Source organism: Telluria sp. ZB4P34, from assembly GCF_059686055.1.
On record NZ_JCASIF010000010.1, the window covers coordinates 124,432 to 147,665 of the forward strand.

The window sequence follows — 23,234 nt, forward strand, 5'->3', positions numbered from 1 at the left end:
GGAGTGCCCGTGCCCTCTTTCGACCCAGCCAGCCTGGCCCCGGCGCAGATTGCCGACCTGCGCCGCAAACTGGAAGCGGCCGGTTGCCGTCCGCCGCCGCATGCCCGCACGCTGGGCGAACTGGCCGAGGCGGTGGTCGAATTCCGGCGGCGCCAGGGCATCGCCGGCCGCGGCGTGCTCGACGACGTCACCTTGATGCGCCTCGACGAGGTCAGCGGCGCCACCTTCCGCGACGCCTTCCTCGACGAGCTCGACCTCCTGCGGCCCGACCCCGATGCCGCGTCCGCTTCCGCTTCCGACGCCGGGCTGTCGCGCCGTGCCCATGGCGCCGGACTGGTAGGGCTGGCGCTGTCCGGCGGCGGCGTGCGCAGCGCCACCTTCGGCCTGGGCGTGCTGCAGGCGCTGGCGGCGCAGGGGATGCTGCGCCACCTCGACTACCTGTCCACCGTCTCGGGCGGCGGTTTCATCGGCGGCTGGCTGTCCAAGTGCATCCACGAACAGGGTGGCGACGTGCGCAAGGTCGAGGCGATGCTGGCGCCTGCGGGCGGCACGGCGTCCGCCGGGCCGGAGGCGCCGGAGATCCGCTTCCTGCGCCAGTACAGCAATTACCTGTCGCCGCGCGGCGGCATGTTCAGCGCCGACACCTGGACCCTGATCGGCACCTATGTCCGCAACACCGGCCTGAACCTGACGATGCTGGTCGCCTGGCTGTGCGCGCTGCTGCTGCTGCCGCGCGCGGCGGTCTGGGCCGTGCACCGGATCGTCGACCCCGGCGGCGCCTGGGCCTTGTACGCCGACCTGGCCTGGATGGCGGCGACCGTGCTGTTCCTGTGCGCGGTGTTCTGCATTGCGCTGAGCATCTCGAGCAAGCCGTCCGGCTCGCGCGGCCAGCGCCGCTTTCCGCTGTCGCAGGGTGCGGTGCTATGGTGGATCAACCTGCCCCTGCTGCTGGCCGGCTTCCTCGGCAGCGTGGGCCTGTGGCGGCACGGCGGTGCGGCGCCGGTCTGGGAGCTGGGCATGCTGCCGGCCCAGCTGCAGGGACGCGAGCACTGGCTGCTGGCGCCCGGCTTCGTGTACTTCGTCGTGTGGGCCTGCGGCTGGTACGTGGCGCACGACCGCACCAGCGTCTACCGGCGCGCCGGCTATACCCTGTGCGCAGCCGCCTTCGTCGCCGTGCTGGCGGTGCTGGCCGCGGCGGCGCGCGCCTTTGCGCCCGAGATGATGGCGCAGCTCGTCATGGGTGCGAAAGCGCGCGCCGGCGCCGACCACCTGGTGAACGGCCTGCTGGCCCTGTCGGCAGTGCTGGTGCTGCTGGCCATTGCCCTCTGGGGCATGCACCGCCTGCAGCCGCGGCCGCCCTCGGCCGACCTGACGCGTACCGAGATCGCCGAGGGCGTGTCGCACCTGCTGTGCGCCCTCGGCGCGCTGACCATCGGCACGGTGCTGCTGCTGGGGGGACTGTCGGTGCTGCCCGACCCGAGCACGCACCCGGTGCTGAACAACGCGATCGCGCTCACTACGTTCGGCATGCCGCTGATGATGGCGCTGTTCGCCGGCACCATGACGCTGATGATCGGCCTGATCGGCCGCATGTACAGCGACGCCAGCCGCGAATGGTGGAGCCGCCAGGGCGCCTGGACCTGGATCTTCGCGCTGGCCTGGGTGTCGATGTTCGGCGTCGCCTTCTTCCTGGCGCCGCTGCTGCACTGGGCCTGGCTGACCTACGAGCCGTGGTCGCACGCCGGCACGGCGGCCGGCTGGCTGCTCATGACCTGGTTCGGCCTGCGGGCCGGCAGCGGCAGCAGGACGGGCACGAACGGCGCCGGAATGCGCGCCACCGAGTCAAAGCTCGACCTGGCGGCGCGGCTCGCGCCCTACGTATTCACCGCCGGCGTGTTCGCGCTCCTGAGCGCGCTGGTGCAGGCGGTGGTGGCGCCGCCGCGCATCGCCTGCGCCCAGCCCATCACCCTCACCTGCGTGTACGGCGCCCACGCCTCCGCCACCCTGGCGACCGGCGGCGGCCGGCTGGCCACGACCCTCGCGGCCTTCCTGGCGGCCGCACTGCTGCTCGGCTGGCGCGTGGACATCAACAAGTTTTCGCTGTACATGCTGTACCGTAATCGCCTGGTGCGCGCCTACTTCGGCGCCAGCAGCCGCGCGCGCAGGCCGCATCCGTTCACCGGCTTCGACCCGGGCGACGATCCGCTGCTGGCCGACCTGCAGCAGCAGCGCCCCTGCCACATCATCAACACCTCCCTCAACCTGGTGGGCGGCGAGGAGCTGGCCTGGCGCACCCGCAAGGCAGCCTCATTCACCTTCACGCCGCGCTACTGCGGTTTCGAGCTGCCGGCCGGATCGGTGGGCATGGGCGGGTCGACGGCGGCCGATGCGCAGTCGTCCGATGCCAAGCGCGGCTGCTACCGGCCCACCCATGCCTATGGCGCGCGCTCGGGCGCCGGCGCCGACGACGATGCCGGCGTGCGGCTGGGGATGGCGGTCGCCGTCTCGGGCGCGGCGGCCAGCCCGAACATGGGCGCCCACTCGTCGCCGCCACTGAACTTCCTGATGACGATGTTTAACGTGCGCCTGGGGCGCTGGTGCCCCAACCCGCGCAAGGCGGCGTGGCAGCAGTCCTCGCCGCCGGTCGGGCTGTTCAGCCTGCTGGCCGAGCTGTTCGGCATGACCAATGCCGACGCCACCTGGGTCTACCTGTCCGACGGCGGGCACTTCGACAATCTCGGCATCTACGAGCTGGTGCGGCGCCGCTGCCGCCTGATCGTCGCGGTGGACGTGGCCAGCGACGGGCGCCTGGCCTTCGAAGACCTCGGCAATGCGATCCGCAAGTGCGCCACCGACCTGCACGTGCGCATCGACCTCGACGTCTCGAAGCTGGCGCAGCTGGGTGGAGAGGGCCTGTGCGGCGCCAGCTGCGCGGTGGGGACGCTGCGCTACAGCCAGGTGGACGCGGGCGGCGTGGACGGCACCCTGCTGTACCTGAAACCGGCCATCGTCGGCAGGGAGAACGCCGACCTGCTCAACTACCGCAAGGTGCACCCGGCCTACCCGCACGAGAGCTCGGTGGACCAGTGGTTCGACGAGACCCAGTTCGAAAGCTACCGGGCGCTGGGGCAGTACATCGGCCAGTGCGCGCTGGGCGGCGCGGTGGAGGCGGCGCGCACGCGCGACGGCGGGATCGACGTGGGCATGCTATGCGCCGAGCTGGCGCGCAGGCATGGCGACGCGGCGCCGGCACAAGGGCCTGGAGACGTGCGAGGAAGCTGGCGCTGAGGCCGTGACGGCAGGCTCAGGCGGCCTCGTCCTCGTTGTCCTCGTTGTCCTCGCTGTCCTCGTTGTCCTCCTCGTCCGTCTCCTTGTCGCCGTCCTTGTCCGGCGCCCCGGCCTTGGCGTCCTCCTCCGACTTCAGGCCCGTCAACTGATCCATCAGCTGCGCAAAGCGCTGCTGCCCCGGCTGCAGCTGGTCGACGTGGAGCAGCACGCCGTGCGCTTCCTCGTGCAGCTGCACGCTGTGGCCGCGCTGCTGCATGTACGAGATCAGGACCTGCACCGAGTTGAACAGGATGCGCACATTGTGCGGCAGCGCCGTGCGCGCGTTGCGCATCCATTCGACGGCTTCGGCCAGCTTGTTGGTCTTCCAGAGCAGCACGCCCTGGTTCATCAAATCGACTGCTTCCTTGCGCGCGGCGCGGATCAGCTCGGCGCCTTCCTCGCCCATGCGCGCCTTGTCGAAGATCGCCTGCACCTCGTCCTGCAGCAGCACGTTGTCGTGGTTGTTGCGGATCACGTAGCACAGCAGATCGGCCGGCGCCTCCTTGACCCCGACCGCGAACAGCAGGGTCGCCATCTCGAAGCAGGTCGGCACGTCCGGGCGTTCCGGGGTGGCCGCCAGCAGCGCTTCCAGCTCGTCGCCCGCCTTGCGCGCACGGCGGTAGTCGCCGCTTTCGTGGTACACCAGGCCTTCGGTGATCTTGGTGCGCAGCTCCATGTCGGGATGGTCGGCGCCGAATTCGCGCTGCGTGATACTCAGGATCTGGAGCGCTTCCTTCGGGTCGTTCTTCAGTCCGCACACGCGCGCCAGCCCCAGGTAGGCGTCAGGCGTCTTGCGGATCGAGTATTCGCCGATCGCGATGCACTTGCGGAAGGCCTTCTCGGCCATGCCGACGTTGCCCAGCCTCAGGCAGGCCTGGCCGAGGTTGCGCTGGCGCGGCACCGAATTCGGCGACAGTTTGGCGGCGCGCTCGAGGATGCTTTGCGCTTCCTCGTGCTTGCCCAGCTTCTGCCAGGCCAGCGCCAGCTGGTCGTAGGCATCGATGTAGTAGCGGTTCTCGGCGATCACGGTCTGGAACATCTGGCGGGCCTGCTCGAAGTCGCCATCGGCCATGCGGATCTTGGCCAGGCCGGCGCGTGCCCACTGGTATTCGCGCTGGGCCAGCACGCGTTCGTAGGTCTCGCGCGCCCTGGCCGGCTCGCCGCTCTTCTCCATCAGGCGCGCCTTCATGCGCAGCAGGTCGATCTCGTGCACCTTGTTCGCCAGGATCGCGTCTTCGCACAGGCGCGCCGCGCGCAGGTAGTCCTTTTCGATATAGGCCTGGTCGATCAGGCTGAACACCTGCTTCTTGCGCCACACCCGGTTCAGGCGGGTGAGCAGCACGCCTTCGGTGATCGGCTTGACCAGGTAGGCGTCCGGCTGGTGCTCGGCCGCGCCCATCACCGACTCCACGCTCTTCTCGGCCGATACCATCAGGAATACGCTCGACGGCAGCAGCAGGTTGCGCATGCGCGCTTCTTCCAGCACCTGCTGGCCGTTCTTGCCCTCGCCCAGGTTGTAGTCGCACAGCACCACGTCGTAGCGCGTCTTGTTCAGCAGGGCCATGGCCTCGCCGCCGCTGGAGGCCTGGTCGATGTTGCGCGCGCCCAGGCTGCGCAAGGCTTCGCGCAGCAGCTGGCGCACGCCGATGAAGTCGTCGACCACGAGGTAGCTCTTGGACGCCCAGTCGATCTGGTCCGCGTTCGACGCCGCGAAGGAATTCACGCCGGTATTCATGGCAGCAGCAGGATGAAGCAGCCGCCGCCCAGCGGACCGCCGTTCTCAAGGCGCACGGCGCCGCTGCGCTCGCGGTGGCGGTGCATGCGCGCCACCTCGCGCGAGAAATGCAGGCCCAGGCCGGCGCTGTTGGTCAGGAAATTGACGCCGCTCGCGGTTCCGCTCATCGCCGCGCTCCCTGCTTCGAGCAGCGCGGACGGATAGCCGACGCCGTTGTCCTCGACGCGGATCTCGAGCCAGCCGTCGTGTTCGCGCGCCACCAGCAGGATGCGGTCGCGCGTATAGTGCACGGCATTGTTGACCGCGTGCGACACCACGCCGACGATCAGGTCTTCGTCGAGGTGCCACACCAGGCCCGGGTCGATGTCGAGCTCGAGCCCGATGCCGCGCGACTCTAGCAGCACACGGCCGTTGGCGACCACCTGCTCGGCCAGCTGGCCGACCTCGATCGGCTGCACGTCGAACGGGTAGGCCGAGGTGCCCACGTGCTTGTACAGCGCCAGCAGCTGCATCAGGTTGTCGTTCAGCCGGCGCGTCTGGTACAGCATCTGCGCCATCTGCGGGTAGGCCTTCTCGGTCTCGGGCGAGGCAGCGTCGAGCAGGCGTTCGAGCGTGCCGGACAGGACGCTGATCGAGTTCTTCATGTCGTGCGCAGTCGACGCGAGGAACATGGACAGGGGCGAGTGTGGGTCTTCCATCGGATCGGCCGTCATTTCAGGCCAGAAAAGTTACCTTGAATCGATTATAGCCCCGGCGTCTGGAGAGTTGACGGCGAAACAGCATCTATTACGATAATGCAACACTTTATGGCCGTGCAGTGCGGTCGCTCAGTCCCGATGGCCGACCGGATGGCGCTTGCTGCGCCGGGCGCGCAGGACGAATCGGGCGGGATCCAGGGCGTCGACCAGCGCCGTCTCCAGCGGCAGCGGCTCGCCCTCCAGTTGCGCGGCCAGCAGCTCGGCGGCAAGCGGCGCCCAGATCAGGCCGCGCGAGGCATAACCGAGCAGGGCATGCAGGCCCGGATGGCGCGGCACGTCACGCAGGCGCTCGGTGGTCCCGGCGGCGCCGAAGTCCGGCAGGCGGCCCACCAGCGGCAGGCGGTCCGGCGCCACGCAGCGAAAGCCCACGCGCCCCGCCAGCGGCGCGCCTTCGCCCGCCAGCGGGTCGGACAAGAGGCCGCGCAGGCGCTCCAGGTTCTCCGCGTGGCTGGCGGCGCGCAGCCCGGGATCGTCGTCGAGGTCGTAGGTGGCGCCGGCGCAGGCGATGCCGCCGGCGGCCGGGGTCAGGTAGGCTTCGCGGCACAGCACCAGGGGCAAGGCGGGCAGGCTGCCGGCGTCCAGGTGACTGACCTGCCCGCGCAGCGCCGCCAGCGGCAGCGCGCGCGATTGCGCCAGGCTGCGCGCACCGGCGCCGTTGGCCAGCACCACGGTCGGCGCCTGCGCCACCAGTGCGCCGTCCTCGCCCTGCGCCTGCCATTCGTCGCCCTCGCGCACCAGGCATACCGTGCCGGCGCCGAAGCGGCGCACGAGCCGGTCGCCGCAGGATCGCAGCATCGCCTCGCACACGCTGCCGGGGCGCGCCCAGCCGCCTTCGGGGAACAGCCAGCCGCCCTCTGGCGCAGGTAATCCGAGCAGCGCCTCGGCCTCGGCGCGCTCGAGCCAGCGTGCATAGTGCGGCGGATACGCGGCCTCGCGGGCGATGGCGCGCGACACCTCGGCGTGTGCGGCGTCGCGCGCCAGCTGCAGCACGCCGCAGGCTTGCCCTTCGATGGCGCCGCCGATGCCGCCCAGCTGGCGCCAGGCCCGCAGGGCGTACAGGTAGGCGGCGCGCGTCAGGCGCGTCGGCATATTGTCGTCGCGCGACAGCAGCGGCATGAAGATGCCGGCCAGGTTGCCGGATGCTTCCATCGCATGGGCCGGGTGGCGCTCGACCAGCGTCACTTGCCAGCCGCGCGCCGCCAGGCTGGCGCAGGCGGCCGATCCGGCCAGGCCGGCGCCGAGGACGATGGCGCGCTTCTGCTCCGCCGGCAGCGCCGGCGGCAGCGGCAGGCGCGGCTTGCGGCTTGCGAACACGGCGTCGCCGGACTGGCCATCGAACACGAAGCCCTGTTCCTGCAGCGCCGCGCGCTGCCCTGGGTCCAGCGCTTCGGCATGCAGGCGCGCGCCGGCGGCCACGATGCGCGCCAGCGGACGGACGAATGCCGTACCGGCCTCCAGGGCGCCGTGCAGGCGGACATAGTCGGGCTGCGCGCCCAGCTGCGCCAGCGCCGCATCCAGGGGCGCCGCCAGCAGGGTCAGGCTCAGGCGCGGGTCTTCCTGCGGTATGCGGTGGAAGCCCGGCTGCAGGCCGCCGGCGAGCGCCACGATGTGCAGGCGCGCCGGCCGCCCGGGGTCGGCGCGCCAGGCCTCCTGCAAGGCGCGCACCCCGGCGCCGTCGCCGTAACCGGTGTCGAGGAAGGTATAGCGCGCGCGGCCGCGCCAGTGTGCGCGCACCTCCATGCTAGCGTCCCGCGTAGCAGAAACAGGCCTTGTCGTGGTCGTTCACCACGCCGATGCCTTGCAGGTAGGCGTAGATGATGGTCGAGCCGACGAACTTGAAGCCGCGCTTCGACAGGTCTTTCGAGATGCGGTCCGACAGCGCGGTCTTCGCCGGGCGCGCGCCGTCCGGCCAGTCGTTGACGACCGGCTTGCCGTCCACCCAGCCCCACAGGTAGGCGTCCAGGCTCAGGCCCTGTGCGCGCATCGCCAGGTAGGCTTTCGCATTGCCGATGGCGGCAGCCACCTTCAGGCGGTTGCGCACGATGCCGGGGTTGGCCAGCAGCTCGGCGACCTTGGCGTCGTCGTAGCGGGCGATGACTTGCGCATCCCAGCCGTCGAAGGCGGCGCGGTAGTTGTCGCGCTTGTTCAGGATGGTTTCCCAGGACAAGCCGGCCTGCGCGCCCTCGAGGTTCAGCATCTCGAACAGCGTGGTCTCGTCGTGGCAAGGCACGCCCCATTCGTGGTCGTGGTAGGCGAGATAACGCGGGTTGGCCATGTTGGCCCAGGAGCAGCGGATGGGGTGAGTGGCGGCGGTCATCACGGAAGTATAAATCACGCGCATTCATCCAGCACCGCGGCCAGGCGGTCCACGCCGCGCCGGATGTCGTCCGGGCCGACCGCCGAGAAGCCGAGCACCAGGCCCGGGTCGACCGCGCATTCCGGCCCTGCATGCGGATTGGCGTAGTAGCCGAGCGGGCGCAGTTCGATGCCGGCATCCTGCGCGGCCTGCGCCACGCGGGCTTCGTCCGGGAATCGTCCATCCGCGCCGCGGCGAAAATGCACGCACACATCGAGCCCCGCGTCCGTCGGCCCGCAGCGCAGCCGTCCGTCCAGGCGCGCGGCGAGCGCATCGAGCAGCGCGCCGCGGCGCTCGGCGTAGGCCTCGCGCGTGCGCCGGATGTGGCGCCCGAAATGGCCCTCGCCGATGAAGTCGGCCAGCACCATCTGCGGCAGGATGGCGCTGTGGCGGTCGACCAGGGCCTTCGCCCGGGCGAGCGGCTCGGCCAGGCCTGGTGGCGCCACCACGTAGCCCAGCCGCAGGCCCGGGAACAGGACCTTTGAGAAGGTACCCGTATAGATCACGCAGCCGGCACGGTCCAGGCTTTGCAGCGAGGCCAGCGGCGGACCGGTGTAGCGGTATTCGCTGTCGTAGTCGTCCTCGATCACCCAGGCCCGCTTCTCGCCGGCCCAGCGCAGCAGCGCCAGGCGCCGGGCCAGGCTCATGGTCACGCCGAGCGGCAGCTGGTGCGAGGGCGTGGCGAACACCATGCGCGCATCGGGATAACGGGACGCGGCCCAGTCCACGTCCATGCCCTCGGCATCGACCGGCACCGTGCAGATGCGCCCCCCGGCGGCCACCATCGGCGCGCAGGCGCCCTGGTAGCCCGGCGACTCGACCCAGACGCCGTCGCCCGGCGCCAGCAACAGCTGGGCCAGCAGGTACAAGGCCTGCTGCGAGCCGGAGGTGACGACCACCTGTTCCGGCGTGCAGCGCACGCCGCGCGAGGCGCGCAGGTAGGCGCACAGCAGTTCGCGCAGGCGCGGCTCGCCGCTCGGCATGCTGTAGCCCAGGTGGGGGCCGGGCCGGCGCAGCGCACGCAGCTCCAGCCTGCGCCAGACCTCGAAAGGGAACAGGTCCAGGCCCGGCATGCTGGGACGGAAGGCGCGCACCGGACCGTCGTGGTAGCGCACGTGCGCCATGCTGGCGGCCATGGCCGCGCCCCGCTCCGGCAGCGGGCGCAGCAGGCCGGGCGGCGCCGAGGGCGCCGGCAGCGCCTGGCGCGCGTGCGGCAGCGCCGCATCGACGAAACTGCCCTGCCCGACCCCGCCGCGCAGGTAGCCTTCGGCCGCCAGCTGCTCGTAGGCGGCCAGCACCGTCTGGCGCGACATGCCGAGCTGCCGGGCGAGTTCGCGCGTGGCGGGCAGGCGCGCTCCCGGCGCCAGCCGGCCCTGCAGGATGGCGTCCTTGAGCCGTGCATACAGCTGGCGAAACAGGGGCACGGCCGCGGCGCGCTCGAAGGGCGCGGCAAGCAGGAGATCGGTGGTGTCGAGGATCGGCATGATTGGTACGCCCATCTTCGCGCGGATTGGCTCTTTAGGCAAGCCAAAGCGCGGCTTAGCATAGGCGCTGACCATTGATGGAGGAAGCATGAAAGAGTTCGAAGCACGGGTGGCATGGCAGCGCGCCGGCCAGGTGTTCCTGGACGGGCGCTACAGCCGCGCCCACGACTGGGAGTTCGACGGCGGCCTGCGGCTACGGGCCTCCTCGTCGCCGCTGTCGGTGCCGTTGCCGATGTCGGACCCGGCAGCGGTCGACCCGGAAGAAGCACTGGTGGCCGCCGCCTCGAGCTGCCACATGCTGTTCTTCCTGTCGCTCGCGGCGCAGCGCGGCTTCACGGTGGACAGCTACCTGGACCGGGCCGTGGGCACCCTCGACAAGGACGGGAGCGGACGGATGGCGATGACCCGTATCGCGCTGCGGCCGGCCATCGCATTCGCCGGCAGCCAGCCATCAGTCGCCGAGCTCGACGCCCTCCACCATGCGGCCCACGAGCGCTGCTACGTCGCCAATTCCTTGCGGGCCGAGATCGTGGTCATGGGGGCGCGCTGATGTACATTGCGACACGTCACCGCCAGCTGGATCCGCTGGCCATGCAGGCGCTCATCCGGAAGCACGCGCTTGGCATGCTGGTCACCGCGAACGAAGGCCTGCCGGACGCCGATCATGTTCCTTTCGAGTACGTCGAGGCCACTGCCGGTGGACCGGCCCTGCTGCGCGCTCACGTGGCGCGTGCGAACCCGGTCTGGCGCCGCGCCGGCCAGGACGTGCTGGTGGCCTTCCGCGGCCCGGCTGCCTACGTGCCGCCCGACGCGGACGAAAAGGCCGCCACGGGTGGCCGGGTGGTACCGACCTGGGACTATCACGCGGTGCACGTACACGGGCGGCTGCGCACCGTCGACGACCCGGCCTGGCTGCTGGCTTTGCTTCACGGGCAGACGGCGCATCACGAAGCGGCGCAAGCGCATCCGTGGTCGGTGGCGGATGCGCCGCCGGCCTACATCGATGGCATGCTGAAGGCGATCGTCGGCATCGAGATCGCCATCGAGCGCGTCGAGGGGAAATGGAAAGGCGCGCCACAGCCCTAGCCGCCCGCGCCTCTGAAGGAGAAAAGTTCCTTACTTCTTGTTTGGAATCGGCTCCTTGCCGGTGGCCGTGCTGGTGTCGTTACCCGGGGTACCGGCCGTCCCGGTGGCGTTGCGCGCGGTTTGGGCGATCAGTTCATCGGCCGCCATCAGGTGCTGTTCCACGACAGGGCGCATCTTCATGGCCAGGGCCTTGATGTCCGGATCCTTGATCTTGTCCAGGTTGTCCTTCAGCTGCTCATGCGTGACGCGGTGGTCGCGCCGGCCCGACTGCTTGATATAGGTGCGGTCGAAGATGTCGCCGCTCAGGGTCTGGAGCAAGGCGCCCTTGGCCTTGAACTTGACATTGAGTTCCTTCGGCAGCTCGACGCCCTTGGCCTGGGCCAGTGCCTGCACCTCGGCCAGCGTTTTACTGTGCTCCTCGACCATGCGCTGGGCATAGGCCTTGATGTCGGGATTGAGCGCCTTGGCGAGCGCCAGCTTGCCGGTGGCGACTTCGGCCATGTTGGATTGCGCCATGTCGACCAGCGCGTTACGGTCGCTGCGGTCCAGCTTGGCCGGCGCCTTGGCTGCGGCAGCAGCCTGGGCGGCGGGCTGGGCCGCCGGCTGGGCGGTCTGGGCCTGCGCGGCGCTGGCGGCGAACAATGCGCTGGCGAAGGACAGCGCAAGCGCCTGGTATAGCTGGGTTGGTTGTTGCATGAATGCTCCTTGACGCATGCGTACGAACCGGCGGCGACCGCAATGCGGCCGCCGGCAATGTCGTGCGAGCTGCTTGCCGCAGCCTGCGGCGGTTTACTTGCCCGAAGTGGTGCCGGACTTGGCCGACGACATCTGCTGGGCGGCCTTCAGGTGCTGCTCGACGGTTGGCAGGGTCTTGTCGGCCGCGGCCTTGACATCAGGGTCCTTGGCGTTCTTGCTGATTTTCTGCAGCTTGGCATGGGTGGCCTTGTGATCCTGCAGGCCGGCCAGCTTCATGTACTCCCTGTCGAAAGCGTCGCCGCTGAGCTTTTCCAACTTGGCCGCCATGGCCTTGTGCTTGGCGTCGAGTTCCTTCGGCAGGGTCACGCCCTTCGATTGCGCCAGCGTCTGGAGCTCGGACAGCGCCTTGCCGTGATCGTCGATCATCTGCTGGGCGAAGGTTTTCACTTCGGCGTTCTGGCTCTTGCTCAGGGCCAGCTTGCCGGCTTCGACTTCGGCCATGTTGGCGATGGCCATGTCTGTCATCGCCTTCCTGTCCACCGAGCTCAGCTTGGCTGCACCCGAGGCGCTTGCGCCGGCGGCGCCCGATGCGCCCGAGGTCGACGACATGTCGGTATGCGCCTTGGCGCCGTCGGCGCGGGTGTTGCCGTGGGCGCCGGTCTGGGCGCTGCGGTCTTCCATGCCCTGGCTGCTGGTGTTGTTGACGGTGCCGTCGGCGGCGGTCTTGCCGGTGAGGTTAGGATTGCCGGTTGCGCTCTGCCTGGTCATCGACTGGGCAGTCTGGCCGCTGGTCTGGGCCTGCACGCCGAAGGCGCTGAACATCGCAGCCACGGCAGTTACTGCGAGTAACTTCTTTGCGACCTGGTTCTTCTGCATGATGTTCTCCTGTTTTCAATGGTATGGGCTGCTCGGGCACGCCGGGCGGCGTCTCCTTCTTTCTGACATCGCACGATGTCGAGCGCTTTCGAGTGTAGCCCCGCATATGCCGGAACAGCGCACGTTAGCCGTACTGCAAGTTCTATCAGCGCAGCGTCAAACGCCTGTCACAATCGGCAGGCAGAATGCGGGTGTCCTTGGGAAGGGATGCTGGCGGCGCAAGCCGCCCTACCGGCGCCGGCGGTCGGGAAATATACCGGCACCAGTTTTTTATAGCAGAGGAATCAGGATGTCGTAGGCGTTGTCCGGACGGTTGCCGTCGTGCAGCGTCGGGGTGTAGCGCCGGTCGTAGCGCTCGACGCGCCAGGTTTCCTCATCCCGCACCATGCCCAGCTGCTCGATCGCAGCGTAGCCGGTCAGGTAAGTGGCCTGCACGCGCGTCACCGGTCCGCGGTGGGTCAGCATCGCATAGCGGCGCTCCGGGATGCGGATGCCGATCATGCCCGGCGGCAGATGGTTCAGGTCGGCGACTTCGGCGGCGACGCACTCGATGTGCACGCCGTCCTTGTCTTGCAGGCTGACGCTGTAGCGCAAGCCATTGGTTTCGCCCAGTTCGCTTTCGCGCTCCAGGAAAGCGCTCCAGATGTCCGGCATGTCCGCTTCCAGAACTGAAAACGGACCTGCAAGCGGCAGCCCGGCGAGCTTCATTTCAGGTAGGGTAACGGTAGAGATGTGCATGGTGTCGGTTACGCGAGTGGACTCAAAAAATTATAGCCTTAACTCCTCGACAATATTGTCATGCACGCAATCGTGCGCATGCATTTATCATAATCAAACTGCATTTATTTTGTAAAAGTGCACACCTGGTATTGACGCTTGCCGGTTCATTGCCGCGTCAAGCCCCGATCCATACACATATTCCGCGTTCCCGACCGTCCACCCTCGCATTCTTGCAGTTCGTCGCAAACGGCCTACGGGCGCCGGGCGTCTCCCTACAATGGCCTCATACCACTTACCGGAGACCACCATGCAACGCTTGATCCTCGCCACCGTCCTGTCCCTCGCTTCGCTGAGCGCCCATGCCGACGAGCAGGCGCGCCAGGTTTCTGCTTTCAAGGGGATCGCCGTGCATGGCCCGGTGAACCTGACGGTGGAGGCCGGCAAGTCGTTCTCGCTCAAGGTCTACGGCGAAGCGCGCTTCATCGATCGCGTGACCAGCGAGGTCGTGAACGGAGAACTGCGCCTGGGCATGAAGGAAGGTTCGCGCAACAACATCGACAGCGGCGACCGTGTGGTCGTCACCATGCCGGCGCTGCAGACCTTCAAGGGCGAAGGCGCTGGCCTGATGCGCCTCACCAACGTGCGCGGCGAACGACTGGACGTCAACTACCAGGGCGCCGGCCGCCTCGCCATCGACGGCGAAGTGCGCGAACTGCGCCTGCACGCCCAGGGCGTGGGCGAAGTCGACACCAAGGCCCTGCTGGCGCAGGAAGCCAACGTGACCTTCGAAGGCATCGGCAATGTCAGTATCCACGCCAAGGACAAGCTCAACGCCAGCGTGCGCGGGCTGGGCAACCTCACCTACTACGGCAACCCGCGCGTGGTGAACAAGTCGGTGTCGGGCATCGGCAGCGTCGTTGCGGCCAAGTGAAGCGCAGCCTTCCTATCCGCCGAAAGGAATGAAGGCAAAGCCGTTGCCGATCACGGGTGCGAGGCCGGCCTGGTTTTCCGGGCTCTCGCTGAACGCAACCAGCAACTGGGCCGGGGTGGCTGCGCCGCTGTCGAGGATCCCGACCCAGTACGCGTAGCCGGCTTCGTCCGGCGCACGGTGCAGCACGTTCTGGTAGAACTTGTCCACCAGCGCACGGTTGCTGGGATTTAACCCGACCAGGTCCAGGAACTCGGGCGCGGTGACGAAGCCCTCGGCGGCTTTTTGCAGGCTCAAGCCCTTGTCCATCTGCGCAATCCAGAAACCCAGCCCCGCCTCGTCCGGTGTCCGGTTGAATGCGGCCTGGTACAGGCGATATGCCTGTCCTCCGACCCCATCTATATCGACGGCAAACATCTTGTCGCTAAACGCAATGCGTTCGACATCGGCGAGTACGTCGACGCCATCCAGATCGTTTACACTGACCCGGTTGCCGGACCTGACGATGCTCATCCCACCCGTACTGGTAAACGGCTTCGCATACAGCACTGTGTCGGTACCCGCCCCGCCATCGATTTCCATGCTTCCCACCCCCGCTCGCAGGCTGTCGTTGCCGGCACTCCCTTGCAGCACGGCAGGGGGCTGTGTCGTGAACGCCATGGCAGGGACTTCCTTGAAGGCGTTGCCCGCCAGGTCGGTCACGGCGCCGGCCCGCAGGTGCACTTCATAGCGTGAGCTGTTCGCAAGATTGTCCACGGGATTGATCGTCAAGGTGTTGCCGCTGATGCTGATCCCCGGACTGTTGGCGCCGAAGGTTTCGATGAGCTCGCCGCTGCTGCGCTTCAGCACGATCTCGCCGCTGCCCGGCTTGATTGCTTCACTGAACGTGAATTGCAGGCTGGCGTCCACTGCGATTTCCGCGCCGGCCTTGCCCAGGCTGCTTTCCACCAGCAGCGGCGCCGTGGTATCGCCAAAATACGTTCGCAGGTCGAGGACGTCCTGCTCGTCATTGAAGGTCAGCAGCTCGACGTTATAGAGCGTGGCATGCAAGGCTGCACTGGCGCCCGACAAGGTATCGATGCTGACGCTGCCGTCCGGATTGGCCACGATGGTGTACGAGGAGCGCAGCGACGTGCCAAAATGGATGGTGTCGACACCGCCCAGTCCATCCAGGCTGAAGGACATGGCCTGCACCACGGTCCACATGTTGTCCGCGTCCGTCCCCACGTATTTCGGTGTCATCGCCCTTCCCTTTCGTCCTCGATTATTGCTCGTGTTGGTGGATATTACCCCGCTGGTCGACCGCCAGGAACCCGACTCCGGCCTGGCGCAGGAATGCCAGGCCGTCTGCCTGCTTGAGCATGGCGATCGTGGCGCAGGCGCCGGCCGCAATCGCGCGTGGCGCCATGACGCTGACCGACTGCCAGTAGCCGACCGGCTCGCCCGTGCGCGGATCGAGCACATGGCAGTAGCGCTTACCGTCCTGCTCGAAATATCGCTCGTAGTCGCCACTCGTAGCCAGCGCGCCCCCAGCCAAGGGCACGGTCGCCAGCAGTGCGCCCGGGCCGCGAGGATGCGTGATGCCGATCTGCCAAGCTTGCCCGTCCGCCTTCGGCCCGATCGTGCTCACGTCGCCGGCCAGGTTCACGAACGCGTGCCTTGCGCCACGGCCCGCAAGCAGCGCAGCAGCCCGGTCCGCCGCGTATTCCTTGCCGAAGCCGCCAAAGTCGATTTCCATCCCGGCCATCGGCAGGCGCACCGCGCGCTCCCTGCGCTCGACGCGCCGCCAGCCGACCAGCGCGCACAGGCGCGCCAACTGTCCCGGCGCCGGACGACGCGCCGTAGTGAAATCCCATGCACGGCGCAGTACGCCCGAACTGATATCGAACAGGCCATCGCTGCTGTCGAACAGCGTATCGGCAAAGCTGAACAGCGCCAGCGTTTCCTCATCGCATTCGATCCAGTCGCCTCCCGCGGCGGCATTGATGCGCGAAACGATGCTGCCGGGCAGGTAACGGGAGAATTTTGTTTCGATGCGTCCGACTTCGTCGATGGCTGCCTGCGCCAGCGCGCGTGCTTTCGCCGGGTCGAGGCCGTCGATCCGCAGCTCGGCCATGCCGCCCATGGCGCGGAACGGAAAACTGCTCGCCGCCATGGTTCAGAAACGGCGCGCCACGCCCAGCTGCCAGGTCGTCGCATTGAATGGCGCCAGGTGTTCGCTGCCGCGGCCGTCGATGCGCCAGCTGCCGCGCTGCGCGTAACGCTCGGCCTTCACGTCGATCTGCCAGGGCCCGAGCTGGCGCGCGAGCTTGATGCCGAGTGTAGCCCCTCCATAGGCCGACAGGCGCTGGTCTTCGGTAAAGTAGCGCGCGCCACGCGGCGGATTGGTCGGGAACGGTGCTGCCAGCGGATTCACGGGTACGTAGAAATCGGCGGCGTTTTGCGTATATATGCGCAGCGAGGGCGTGACGCTCCAATTCCGGCCCAGCGGCTGGACATACTCGGCGCTTGCGGTATGCGCGCGGATGCCGAAACTGTCGCGGTAGTAGCGGTAGCTGAGGCGGCCAGTACCCTTGCTGGTGGCGAAAAAATGGTTCCAGCGCAGCAGCGCGATTTCGCTATCGCGTTCGCCCGGGCGGCGGTCGAAGGTCTTGTAGGGATCGGTAAAATAGCCTTCCCCACGCACCACCGTCAGCAGCAGCTGCGCCAGGTCGTACTGCGACAGCACCTGGGTGACCCCGGCGGCCATGTGCAGCGTGCGCTTGTGGGCTTTGCGCACCGCGCCGACGACCGGCGAGATGCGGTCGTTCGATACGGCCAGCGTACCGTTCCACGTGGTGTTCTTGCTTTCGCTGGAATAGGTCCCGGCGACGCTGAGCGTACGCGAGCGGTAGTCCGGCTCGCCCGAGTAGACGGCGCCAAGCGTGAACGTCGCATCGTCGCTGTAGCGTGTCACGGCCAGGTCGTAGGCGCGGCGCAGGTCGCGCATCTTCGTCAGGGCGTGCGTGTGATAGGCGGGCGATGCCCCGGAGATGGAGTCGACGATTGCGCCGGCTGCCACCGACCAGTCGCTGCCGACCGGCGCCAGCACGGACAAGGCCGGCGCCTTGACCCGGATGCGGTCGGCGTCCGGCTGGCTGTCCTGGTAGTGCAGGTACTTGAAGCTGACGACGCCCTCTTCCGGCTGTGGCTCCGCCTGTGCTCCCTGCAGCCCGGGCAAGACCAGCGCCGCTGCCAGGATGCCTTTTCCCGCTCCCTGTTTCAATAGCATCCACATCCTCCGCCGGCTTCGCCGGTGCCGCCGGAAGCAGCTTCCTTGCTCGAATAAACGTGTTCTGCAAACATGCCTTCCAGGCGGTCCGCGCCAAAACGCATCTCGGGCCGCGCCAGGACGCCCTTCTGCCAAGGCGCCACCGGCTGCACATGGGCACAGCCGCCCGCTCCCAGCAGGACCAGCCCGACGCAGGCGCGCAGGAGAAGACGGATCGGACGGGCCATCATGCGCCGAACGGAAGATAGGTGAAGCCGTTGCCGATCAGGTCGATCAGCGCCTCCTGGTTTTCCCGGCTTTCGCTGAATTGCTCCAGCACCTGGGCCGCGTTCAGCGCCCCGCTGTTCAGCGCCCCGAGCCAGAAATCCCGTCCCGCAGGGTCGGGGGCACGGTGCAGCACGTTCTGGTAGTAGCGGTCGACCAGTTCTGCGTTGGACGGCGCGGCGCCGTACAGTGCGACGAATTCGGCCGACGCGACAAAGCCTTTGGCGACATCTCCCAAGCTCATGCCACGGTCCATCATGCTGATCCAGTAGCCGAGGCCGCCGGCATCGGGCGTGCGGTCGAAGGCCGCCTGGTAGATGCGATAAGCCTGCCCCGCGAGACCGCCGATATCGAGCGCCATGGCGGCGTCGGCAAACATGATCCGCTCGATATTGACGAGCGTATCCTTGCCCTCGCTGCCGGTCTTGTCGACGACGGTGAAGCCCGTCGCAGTCCGGGTCACGTCGAAGTTGGTGCGCAGGCCCAGGTAATTCGCGATGTCGTGCCCGGCCCCGCCATCGAGCCTGTCGTCGCCGCCCATGCCGATCAGGCGGTTGTCGGCCGCATTGCCGGCAAGGGTCTCGCCGGCTGCCGTGCCGGCCAGGCTGCCTGCGGCGCCATCCAGGCCCATCTTGGCGACATCGATGATCAGGTCGGAAAACTGCAGTTGTTCCACGCTGGCCAGGGTAGTGGCGCCATCGGTGCCGTTGCGCGCGGTGACGGTCCAGTTTCCGGCGCCATCAGCCTTGACCACGGTGTAGTCCGCGTATCTGCCGCCAAACTGTGCGCGGTCGGCGCCGGCGCCGCCATCGAGCACGTCGTTCCCGATACCTCCTGCAAAGATGTCGTTGCCGTCCAGGCCACTCATGCGGTCGGCATGTTCGCTGCCGATCAGGATGTCGTTGCCGGCGCTGCCGGCCGGTGCCGGGCTGGTCGCATCGCCTGCGCGGTAGGCGAGACGGAACACGCCGTCGGCGAAGGCCGCCTGCTCGATGTCGGTAAGGGTGTCGGTGCCGCTGCTGCGGTCGTAGGAAGCGATGAAATAACGTCCGAAGCTGTTGGTGAACACGTAGTCGCGCGAGGCCTGCGCATAGGCGGCGGTGTCAAGGCCGGCTCCGCCTTCGAGCCAGTCGTTGCCCAGGCCGCCGGTCAGGCGGTTGTCGCGCTCGTTGCCGACGAGGACGTCGTCGAACCTGGTGCCGATCGCGTTCTCGACCCAGGTATCGCCTCCCAGCGCCAGGTTGTCGACGCTGGCCTGGCCGACGCTGTTCTGGCCCACGCTCGAAAGCGCGCCCGGCTTGAGGTTGATCTGGACCCCGACCTGGTAGCCGGACGCGTCGATCGTATCGTTTCCGCCATCGTCGACGATGGTCGTCTTGGAGGTGGCGCGTTCGCTGCCGAGTACATAGACGGAATCGCCAGCACCGGCCGTCCTGCTGCCGTAGAGGTAGCGCAGCGCCAATACGTCGAGCGGCCCCCATGTTGCCCGGTACAGGCCGTCACTGACCTGCTCGGACGACATGACCGTATTCGCCGTGGTATCGTCCAGCGCGCGCAGTTCGACCGCCCAGGACTCGCCGGGATCGGTATTGCGTGGATGCCGCAGGCCAAGCGCATGGCCGATCTCGTGCAGCAGTGCGGCGTAGCCCTCGGTCCCGGGCGCAAGGCCGATCATCGATTCGACATCCATCCATACATCGCCGGCCGCGTCACCGGCGCCGTCCTGGTTCGGCAGCCAGCTCACGCCCTTGCTGGCCAATTGCTGGCTGACGCCGAAGCGGATCTGGCTGGCGGCGCTGTCGCCCACCTCCGTGAACGTCAGGCCGCTGATGCTCGCGGCTGCCTGCAGGATGTCGCGCACCAATTGCTGCTCGGCCGAGGAAAATGCCCGGAACTGGGGCGCGCCGACGCCGCCCGCCGGCGCGCTGGAGACGAAGCTGTAGCTGACGGCGGCCGCCGTGCCGAACGCTGCACTGGCGTTCCAGCGCAGCGCGCCGCCGGCGGCGATCGCTTCCTGAGCCTGCGACTGGGGCGTGATGAAGCTGGCGATCTCGGCAAAGGGCTGGCCCCAGTCGAGGGCAATGCGCTCGACGTCGCGCAGTTCGAGCACGAAGTTGCTGTCAAGCGGAGACGTGATCCGTGCACTGCGCCCGTCCACCGACACCACGATATTGAGCTTGTCCCACGTGGCAACCGCGCCGTCGACCCAAGGCAGGACGACCGAATCGATGCCTCCGCGGCCGTCCACGAAATCGCGTCCACCGCCCGGAGAAATTTGATTATTGGTGGCGCTGCCGTACAGCTTGTCATTGCCCCCACCGGAATTCACGTTATCGACATTGATCAGCGTGTCGCGGGTGCCCCAGCCGTCGTCGGCATAACCGGCGGCCAGGTCGACCACGATGCTCTGGCCGGTTTCCCACCAGGGAGCGTCCCAGTAGTTGACGCTGAGCGTTTCCCACATGTTCGATGTCGGATATTTTTCAATCCGGTCGTTGCCGGCCCCCGGCGTGACGCCACCGCGGAACATGCGGATGTCGTCATCGCCGCCCAGTGCGAAATAGGTCAGCCAGTCGGTGACGCCAAGCGCCTTCTGGTCATAGACGTCCGCACCTTCCGTGCCCCTTGGATCAATCATGGTTCATCCCGCTGTCATTAGATGTGTCGCCGCCAGAGGCGGCCGAAGAACCTGCTCACGCCTTCATCAAGCCCAGGTTACGCGTCTGGAAATTGGCCAGCGACGGGAATACGTGGGCGAACTCGGATTGCGGCAGCCCCATCCACTGCATGACGGTGGCCCCCACCTGCTCGGTGCTGATGGTCGGCACCATGCGCCCGCCGCCACCCGGGTCGCCGTCGTCCGCACCGCCCAGTACCAGCGAAGGGAATTTCCCCACCACCTGGCCGCCTGCCACCGCCCCCCCCATCGCGAACCAGTGGTTGCCCCAGGCATGGTCCGAGCCGGCGCCGGACGCCGGGCGCAAGGTCCGCCCGAAATCGCTCATCATCAGGGTAGTCACGTCCAGGTCCAGGCCGCTCGCCACGTTGGCCTGGTCGAAGGCAGCCAGGGCCCGGCCGACGATATCGAGCTGAAAATCCTGCGTGGTCGGTCCGTTGCCGCGCTGGCCGTAATGGGTGTCGAAACCACCCCAGCTGACCAGGAAGATCTGGCGGCGATAGCCCATCGACTTAAATACCGGCAAGACCGACGCGAGGGAGCGCAACTTCACTGCCAGGTCGTCTCCGGCGAAATCGGCCGCTGGTGGCTTGGCCGCGCCAAACACCTTCACCAGGAGCGTCGCCTCGTCCACGTTGGTGCCCAGATTGCGGCCATACTCCGCCTCGAAGTCGTTACTGAACTGCCACTTGGCCATGTTGTTGAGTGCCTGGGCCCAAAAACCCTGGGGCGAACCCAGGTCGGCGCGCCCCCAATATCGGTTACCGCCCGGATTCATGAAAGACACCGGCGACTTCTGGCCGAGCACGAAGGTGCGGTTGTCGTTCATGGTGACCGCATTGAAGCGGTTGACCAGGTTGGTCGGGAAGCGCTCCAGCGCGCGTCCGCCCCAGCCGCTGGCGTCGGCATCTCCCCACCAGCCCTGCTGCATCGCGGTCTGGTCGCTGTGCGACATCAGGAAGGGAGGGAGCGGCACCGCGTTGCCGATCACCTGCTCGGCCGTGGCGGGAACGATCAGCGGACCAGCGTTGGCGATCCAGGCGAGCCGACCCTTGTCATACAGGGGCGCGAGCGGCGCCAGCGCCGGGTGCAGGCCGAAGGTATGGCCTGCGCTGCTGCCGCGAAGGGGAGCCAGCGAATCCTTCGGCAGCGCCAGGATCGGACGCGCGGTGGCGTAGTCGTTGTAGGCGCCGTCGGTCGGCACCAGGGTATTGTTGCCATCGTTGCCGCCGTCGAGGAACAGGCAGACCAGCGCCTTGTAGTCGCCGGCGCCGGCGGCGTGGCCCAGTCCCAGCGTGCTGTACAGTCCTGCTCCGCCGAGGCCCGCCATCAGCGGCGCAGCACCGGCTTTCAAGAATTGGCGGCGCTTCATTTGATGACTCCATAGTAAGGGCTGGACAGGGCAAACTGCAGCAGGCTGAGGGCGCCTTCTTCCGGGTTGGCCCAATTGGTTTCGCCGACCATCAAGGACTGCAGGGTGCTGCGTAAAGTGGGTGGCATCGCACCGCGGAAGTAACGCGTGCTGACCAGGTCGATGAAGGCCTTGGGCGACTGCGAAAACGCAGCCCCGAACGTGGCCAGATCGCAGCCGGATGCCGCCCGGCTGATGTCACGCATGGCGTTGTTCGGATCGATGAGGCGCCAGCTTGCCGAACCCATGCGACTGGTCAGCTCATTCATGTTGAGCAGCTTCTGCTCGGGTGCCAGCAGGTTGCTGCCCGGCGCGCGGTCGGTCGCCTGGTAATAGGAGAAAATACTGGGCGGGTTGTCCGGATTCTGGCCCTGAGGACTCTCGACCCAGGTAAAGTCCTTCGTTCCGCCGATGTATGGACCCGTGCACCCCATGCCGCGCATCATGCTGGACATGTGATTGACGGGCTCGCGCAGCTTGCCGAAGCGCGGGCTGTCGACTCCGGGCTGGTCGCCGCGCCGGGCTTCGGGATCGAGCAGGATGGCTTTGACAACCGCCTTCATATCGCCTGCGACTCCCTTGCCGTTGTCGCGAAACACTGTCGCGACGCGGGCAAGGTATGCGGGGCTGGGGTTGCTTGTCACCAGGTGCTGGATCAGGCGCAGACTGACGAAAGGCGCGATGTTCTGGTGCTTCATGAGCAAGGCAATGACAGCGTCGAGTTCCTTGTCGGCGCCCATGCCGGCCGCGATCGGGGTGCCCATCACGGTCTTGGGGCCGCTGTCATGCAAGGCGGCGTTCGACTCCGGAATCATGGGCTGGTCGAAATGAGGCCAGCCATAGCCGGGCAATCCAGTATTGTTGCGCGGCTGACGCCAGCCCGTCAGGGCACGCGCCAGTTCTTCCACGTCCTTCTGGGTGTACGTTTCCTTCGGCTTGCCCTGTGCGTTGCGGATGGTCGTGCCGTCCAGGTTGAGCTGCACCACACCGACCGAGAACAGCTGCAGCAGTTCCCGCGCATAGTTTTCATTCGGCGCGCATCCCAGGCATTCTGGCGTACGCGGGCGGTTCAGCTCATTGTTGAGGTAGAAGCCCATGGCGGGCTGGGTCGTCACTTCGCGCAGCAATTGCCCGTAATTTCCGAATGCGTTACGGGTCAACATGTTGTAATAGGCCACATGTCCATATGCAGCGCCCTGCGCCACCGGCATGTACTGGAACAGCGCCCAGGTGACACGCTTGCGCAATTGATCTGGTGCCCCCAGGGCGTGGCGCCACCATTGGGTCGGGTGGAACTGGCCAAGGCGATGTTCAGCCGCGCGGTCCTGCTCCTTGTAGTCGAGGTATTCCCGCGGCATCTGCTCCAGCGAAGGCGGCAGCGCAAACTGGGCGTCGATCCATGCTTCCAGGCCGGTGCTCGACAGTTCGGCAACCAGGGCCGGAGTCGGGCCGAAACTCACCTGGTCCGCCATGCGCGACGCCGCATAGAAGGAGACCTTGGCAGTCGTGCTGGCCAGCGGCTTGACCTGGCCAGCCGACATAAGGGGTGTGGAGGTGCCGGTTTCGTTGCCGCAACCGGACAGCAACAACAGCACAAGGGACGCGGCGGGGACGCGACCTGGCCAATGAGGTGCAATCATGGAAG

At 67.5% G+C, this 23,234-nt stretch carries 19 protein-coding genes; 4 read left to right on the forward strand and 15 right to left on the reverse strand.

Annotated elements, in window-relative coordinates; all coding sequences use genetic code 11:
- The first annotated feature begins 9 nt into the window (after positions 1-9).
- On the forward strand, positions 10-3,288 hold the full coding sequence (locus AC56KL_RS16735) for a patatin-like phospholipase family protein (RefSeq protein WP_497181297.1): 3,279 nt from the start codon (positions 10-12) through the stop codon (positions 3,286-3,288).
- A 16-nt stretch (positions 3,289-3,304) separates the two neighbouring features.
- Here AC56KL_RS16735 and AC56KL_RS16740 read toward each other — a convergent pair whose 3' ends face one another.
- The 5 genes from AC56KL_RS16740 to pdxR all read right to left on the reverse strand — a co-directional run bounded on the left by AC56KL_RS16740 (position 3,305) and on the right by pdxR (position 9,675).
- Positions 3,305-5,062 carry a tetratricopeptide repeat protein gene (locus AC56KL_RS16740; RefSeq protein WP_497181298.1) on the reverse strand — a complete coding sequence of 586 codons (1,758 nt, stop codon included), beginning with the start codon at positions 5,060-5,062 and terminating at the stop codon, positions 3,305-3,307.
- Complete coding sequence (locus AC56KL_RS16745) at positions 5,059-5,760, reverse strand: sensor histidine kinase (RefSeq protein WP_497181299.1); 702 nt, start codon at positions 5,758-5,760, stop codon at positions 5,059-5,061. Before AC56KL_RS16745 ends, AC56KL_RS16740 begins: the two co-directional genes overlap by 4 nt.
- Before the next feature lie 129 nt (positions 5,761-5,889).
- The gene (gene mnmC1 / locus AC56KL_RS16750; RefSeq protein ID WP_497181300.1) at positions 5,890-7,560 is read right to left on the reverse strand and encodes an FAD-dependent 5-carboxymethylaminomethyl-2-thiouridine(34) oxidoreductase MnmC1; all 1,671 of its coding nucleotides are present in this window, start codon (positions 7,558-7,560) and stop codon (positions 5,890-5,892) included.
- A 1-nt stretch (position 7,561) separates the two neighbouring features.
- Complete coding sequence (locus tag AC56KL_RS16755; protein WP_497181344.1) at positions 7,562-8,095, reverse strand: DNA-3-methyladenine glycosylase I; 534 nt, start codon at positions 8,093-8,095, stop codon at positions 7,562-7,564.
- Between the two features lie 56 nt (positions 8,096-8,151).
- Positions 8,152-9,675, reverse strand: a complete 1,524-nt coding sequence (gene pdxR, locus AC56KL_RS16760; RefSeq protein ID WP_497181301.1) for a MocR-like pyridoxine biosynthesis transcription factor PdxR — start codon at positions 9,673-9,675, stop codon at positions 8,152-8,154.
- Positions 9,676-9,748: 73 nt separating this feature from the next.
- On the opposite strand from pdxR, the gene AC56KL_RS16765 reads away from it, so the two are divergent.
- Together AC56KL_RS16765 and AC56KL_RS16770 are read left to right on the forward strand one after the other, a co-directional pair.
- The gene (locus AC56KL_RS16765; RefSeq protein WP_497181302.1) at positions 9,749-10,210 is read left to right on the forward strand and encodes an OsmC family protein; all 462 of its coding nucleotides are present in this window, start codon (positions 9,749-9,751) and stop codon (positions 10,208-10,210) included.
- Positions 10,210-10,746 carry an FMN-binding negative transcriptional regulator gene (locus AC56KL_RS16770; protein WP_497181303.1) on the forward strand — a complete coding sequence of 179 codons (537 nt, stop codon included), beginning with the start codon at positions 10,210-10,212 and terminating at the stop codon, positions 10,744-10,746. Before AC56KL_RS16765 ends, AC56KL_RS16770 begins: the two co-directional genes overlap by 1 nt.
- A 30-nt stretch (positions 10,747-10,776) precedes the next feature.
- On the opposite strand, the gene AC56KL_RS16775 is transcribed toward AC56KL_RS16770, so the two are convergent.
- From AC56KL_RS16775 to AC56KL_RS16785, 3 genes are all read right to left on the reverse strand, one after another.
- Positions 10,777-11,442, reverse strand: a complete 666-nt coding sequence (locus AC56KL_RS16775) for a DUF4142 domain-containing protein (protein ID WP_497181304.1) — start codon at positions 11,440-11,442, stop codon at positions 10,777-10,779.
- 93 nt (positions 11,443-11,535) lie between these two features.
- Positions 11,536-12,318: a DUF4142 domain-containing protein gene (locus AC56KL_RS16780; RefSeq protein WP_497181305.1), complete on the reverse strand. Its 783-nt coding sequence runs from the start codon at positions 12,316-12,318 to the stop codon at positions 11,536-11,538.
- 270 nt (positions 12,319-12,588) lie between these two features.
- On the reverse strand, positions 12,589-13,056 hold the full coding sequence (locus tag AC56KL_RS16785; protein WP_497181306.1) for a GyrI-like domain-containing protein: 468 nt from the start codon (positions 13,054-13,056) through the stop codon (positions 12,589-12,591).
- 289 nt (positions 13,057-13,345) lie between these two features.
- Here AC56KL_RS16785 and AC56KL_RS16790 point away from each other — a divergent pair, with 289 nt between their 5' ends.
- Positions 13,346-13,969: a GIN domain-containing protein gene (locus AC56KL_RS16790; RefSeq protein WP_497181307.1), complete on the forward strand. Its 624-nt coding sequence runs from the start codon at positions 13,346-13,348 to the stop codon at positions 13,967-13,969.
- Between the two features lie 12 nt (positions 13,970-13,981).
- On the opposite strand, the gene AC56KL_RS16795 is transcribed toward AC56KL_RS16790, so the two are convergent.
- From AC56KL_RS16795 to AC56KL_RS16825, 7 genes are read right to left on the reverse strand one after another with little or no spacing between them, the layout of a single operon-like run.
- Positions 13,982-15,208: a DUF4214 domain-containing protein gene (locus AC56KL_RS16795; protein ID WP_497181308.1), complete on the reverse strand. Its 1,227-nt coding sequence runs from the start codon at positions 15,206-15,208 to the stop codon at positions 13,982-13,984.
- A 22-nt stretch (positions 15,209-15,230) separates the two neighbouring features.
- Positions 15,231-16,121, reverse strand: coding sequence for an FAD:protein FMN transferase (locus AC56KL_RS16800; protein ID WP_497181309.1), 891 nt, complete (start codon positions 16,119-16,121; stop codon positions 15,231-15,233).
- 3 nt (positions 16,122-16,124) lie between these two features.
- The gene (locus AC56KL_RS16805) at positions 16,125-17,237 is read right to left on the reverse strand and encodes a DUF3570 domain-containing protein (protein WP_497181310.1); all 1,113 of its coding nucleotides are present in this window, start codon (positions 17,235-17,237) and stop codon (positions 16,125-16,127) included.
- Complete coding sequence (locus AC56KL_RS16810) at positions 17,228-17,467, reverse strand: DUF4266 domain-containing protein (protein WP_497181311.1); 240 nt, start codon at positions 17,465-17,467, stop codon at positions 17,228-17,230. Before AC56KL_RS16810 ends, AC56KL_RS16805 begins: the two co-directional genes overlap by 10 nt.
- The gene (locus AC56KL_RS16815; RefSeq protein WP_497181312.1) at positions 17,464-20,139 is read right to left on the reverse strand and encodes a DUF4214 domain-containing protein; all 2,676 of its coding nucleotides are present in this window, start codon (positions 20,137-20,139) and stop codon (positions 17,464-17,466) included. The genes AC56KL_RS16810 and AC56KL_RS16815 overlap by 4 nt, the downstream gene beginning before the upstream one ends.
- Positions 20,140-20,194: 55 nt before the next feature.
- The gene (locus tag AC56KL_RS16820; RefSeq protein WP_497181313.1) at positions 20,195-21,550 is read right to left on the reverse strand and encodes a DUF1501 domain-containing protein; all 1,356 of its coding nucleotides are present in this window, start codon (positions 21,548-21,550) and stop codon (positions 20,195-20,197) included.
- Complete coding sequence (locus AC56KL_RS16825; protein ID WP_497181314.1) at positions 21,547-23,229, reverse strand: DUF1800 domain-containing protein; 1,683 nt, start codon at positions 23,227-23,229, stop codon at positions 21,547-21,549. The genes AC56KL_RS16820 and AC56KL_RS16825 overlap by 4 nt, the downstream gene beginning before the upstream one ends.
- Between the last annotated feature and the right edge of the window lie 5 nt (positions 23,230-23,234).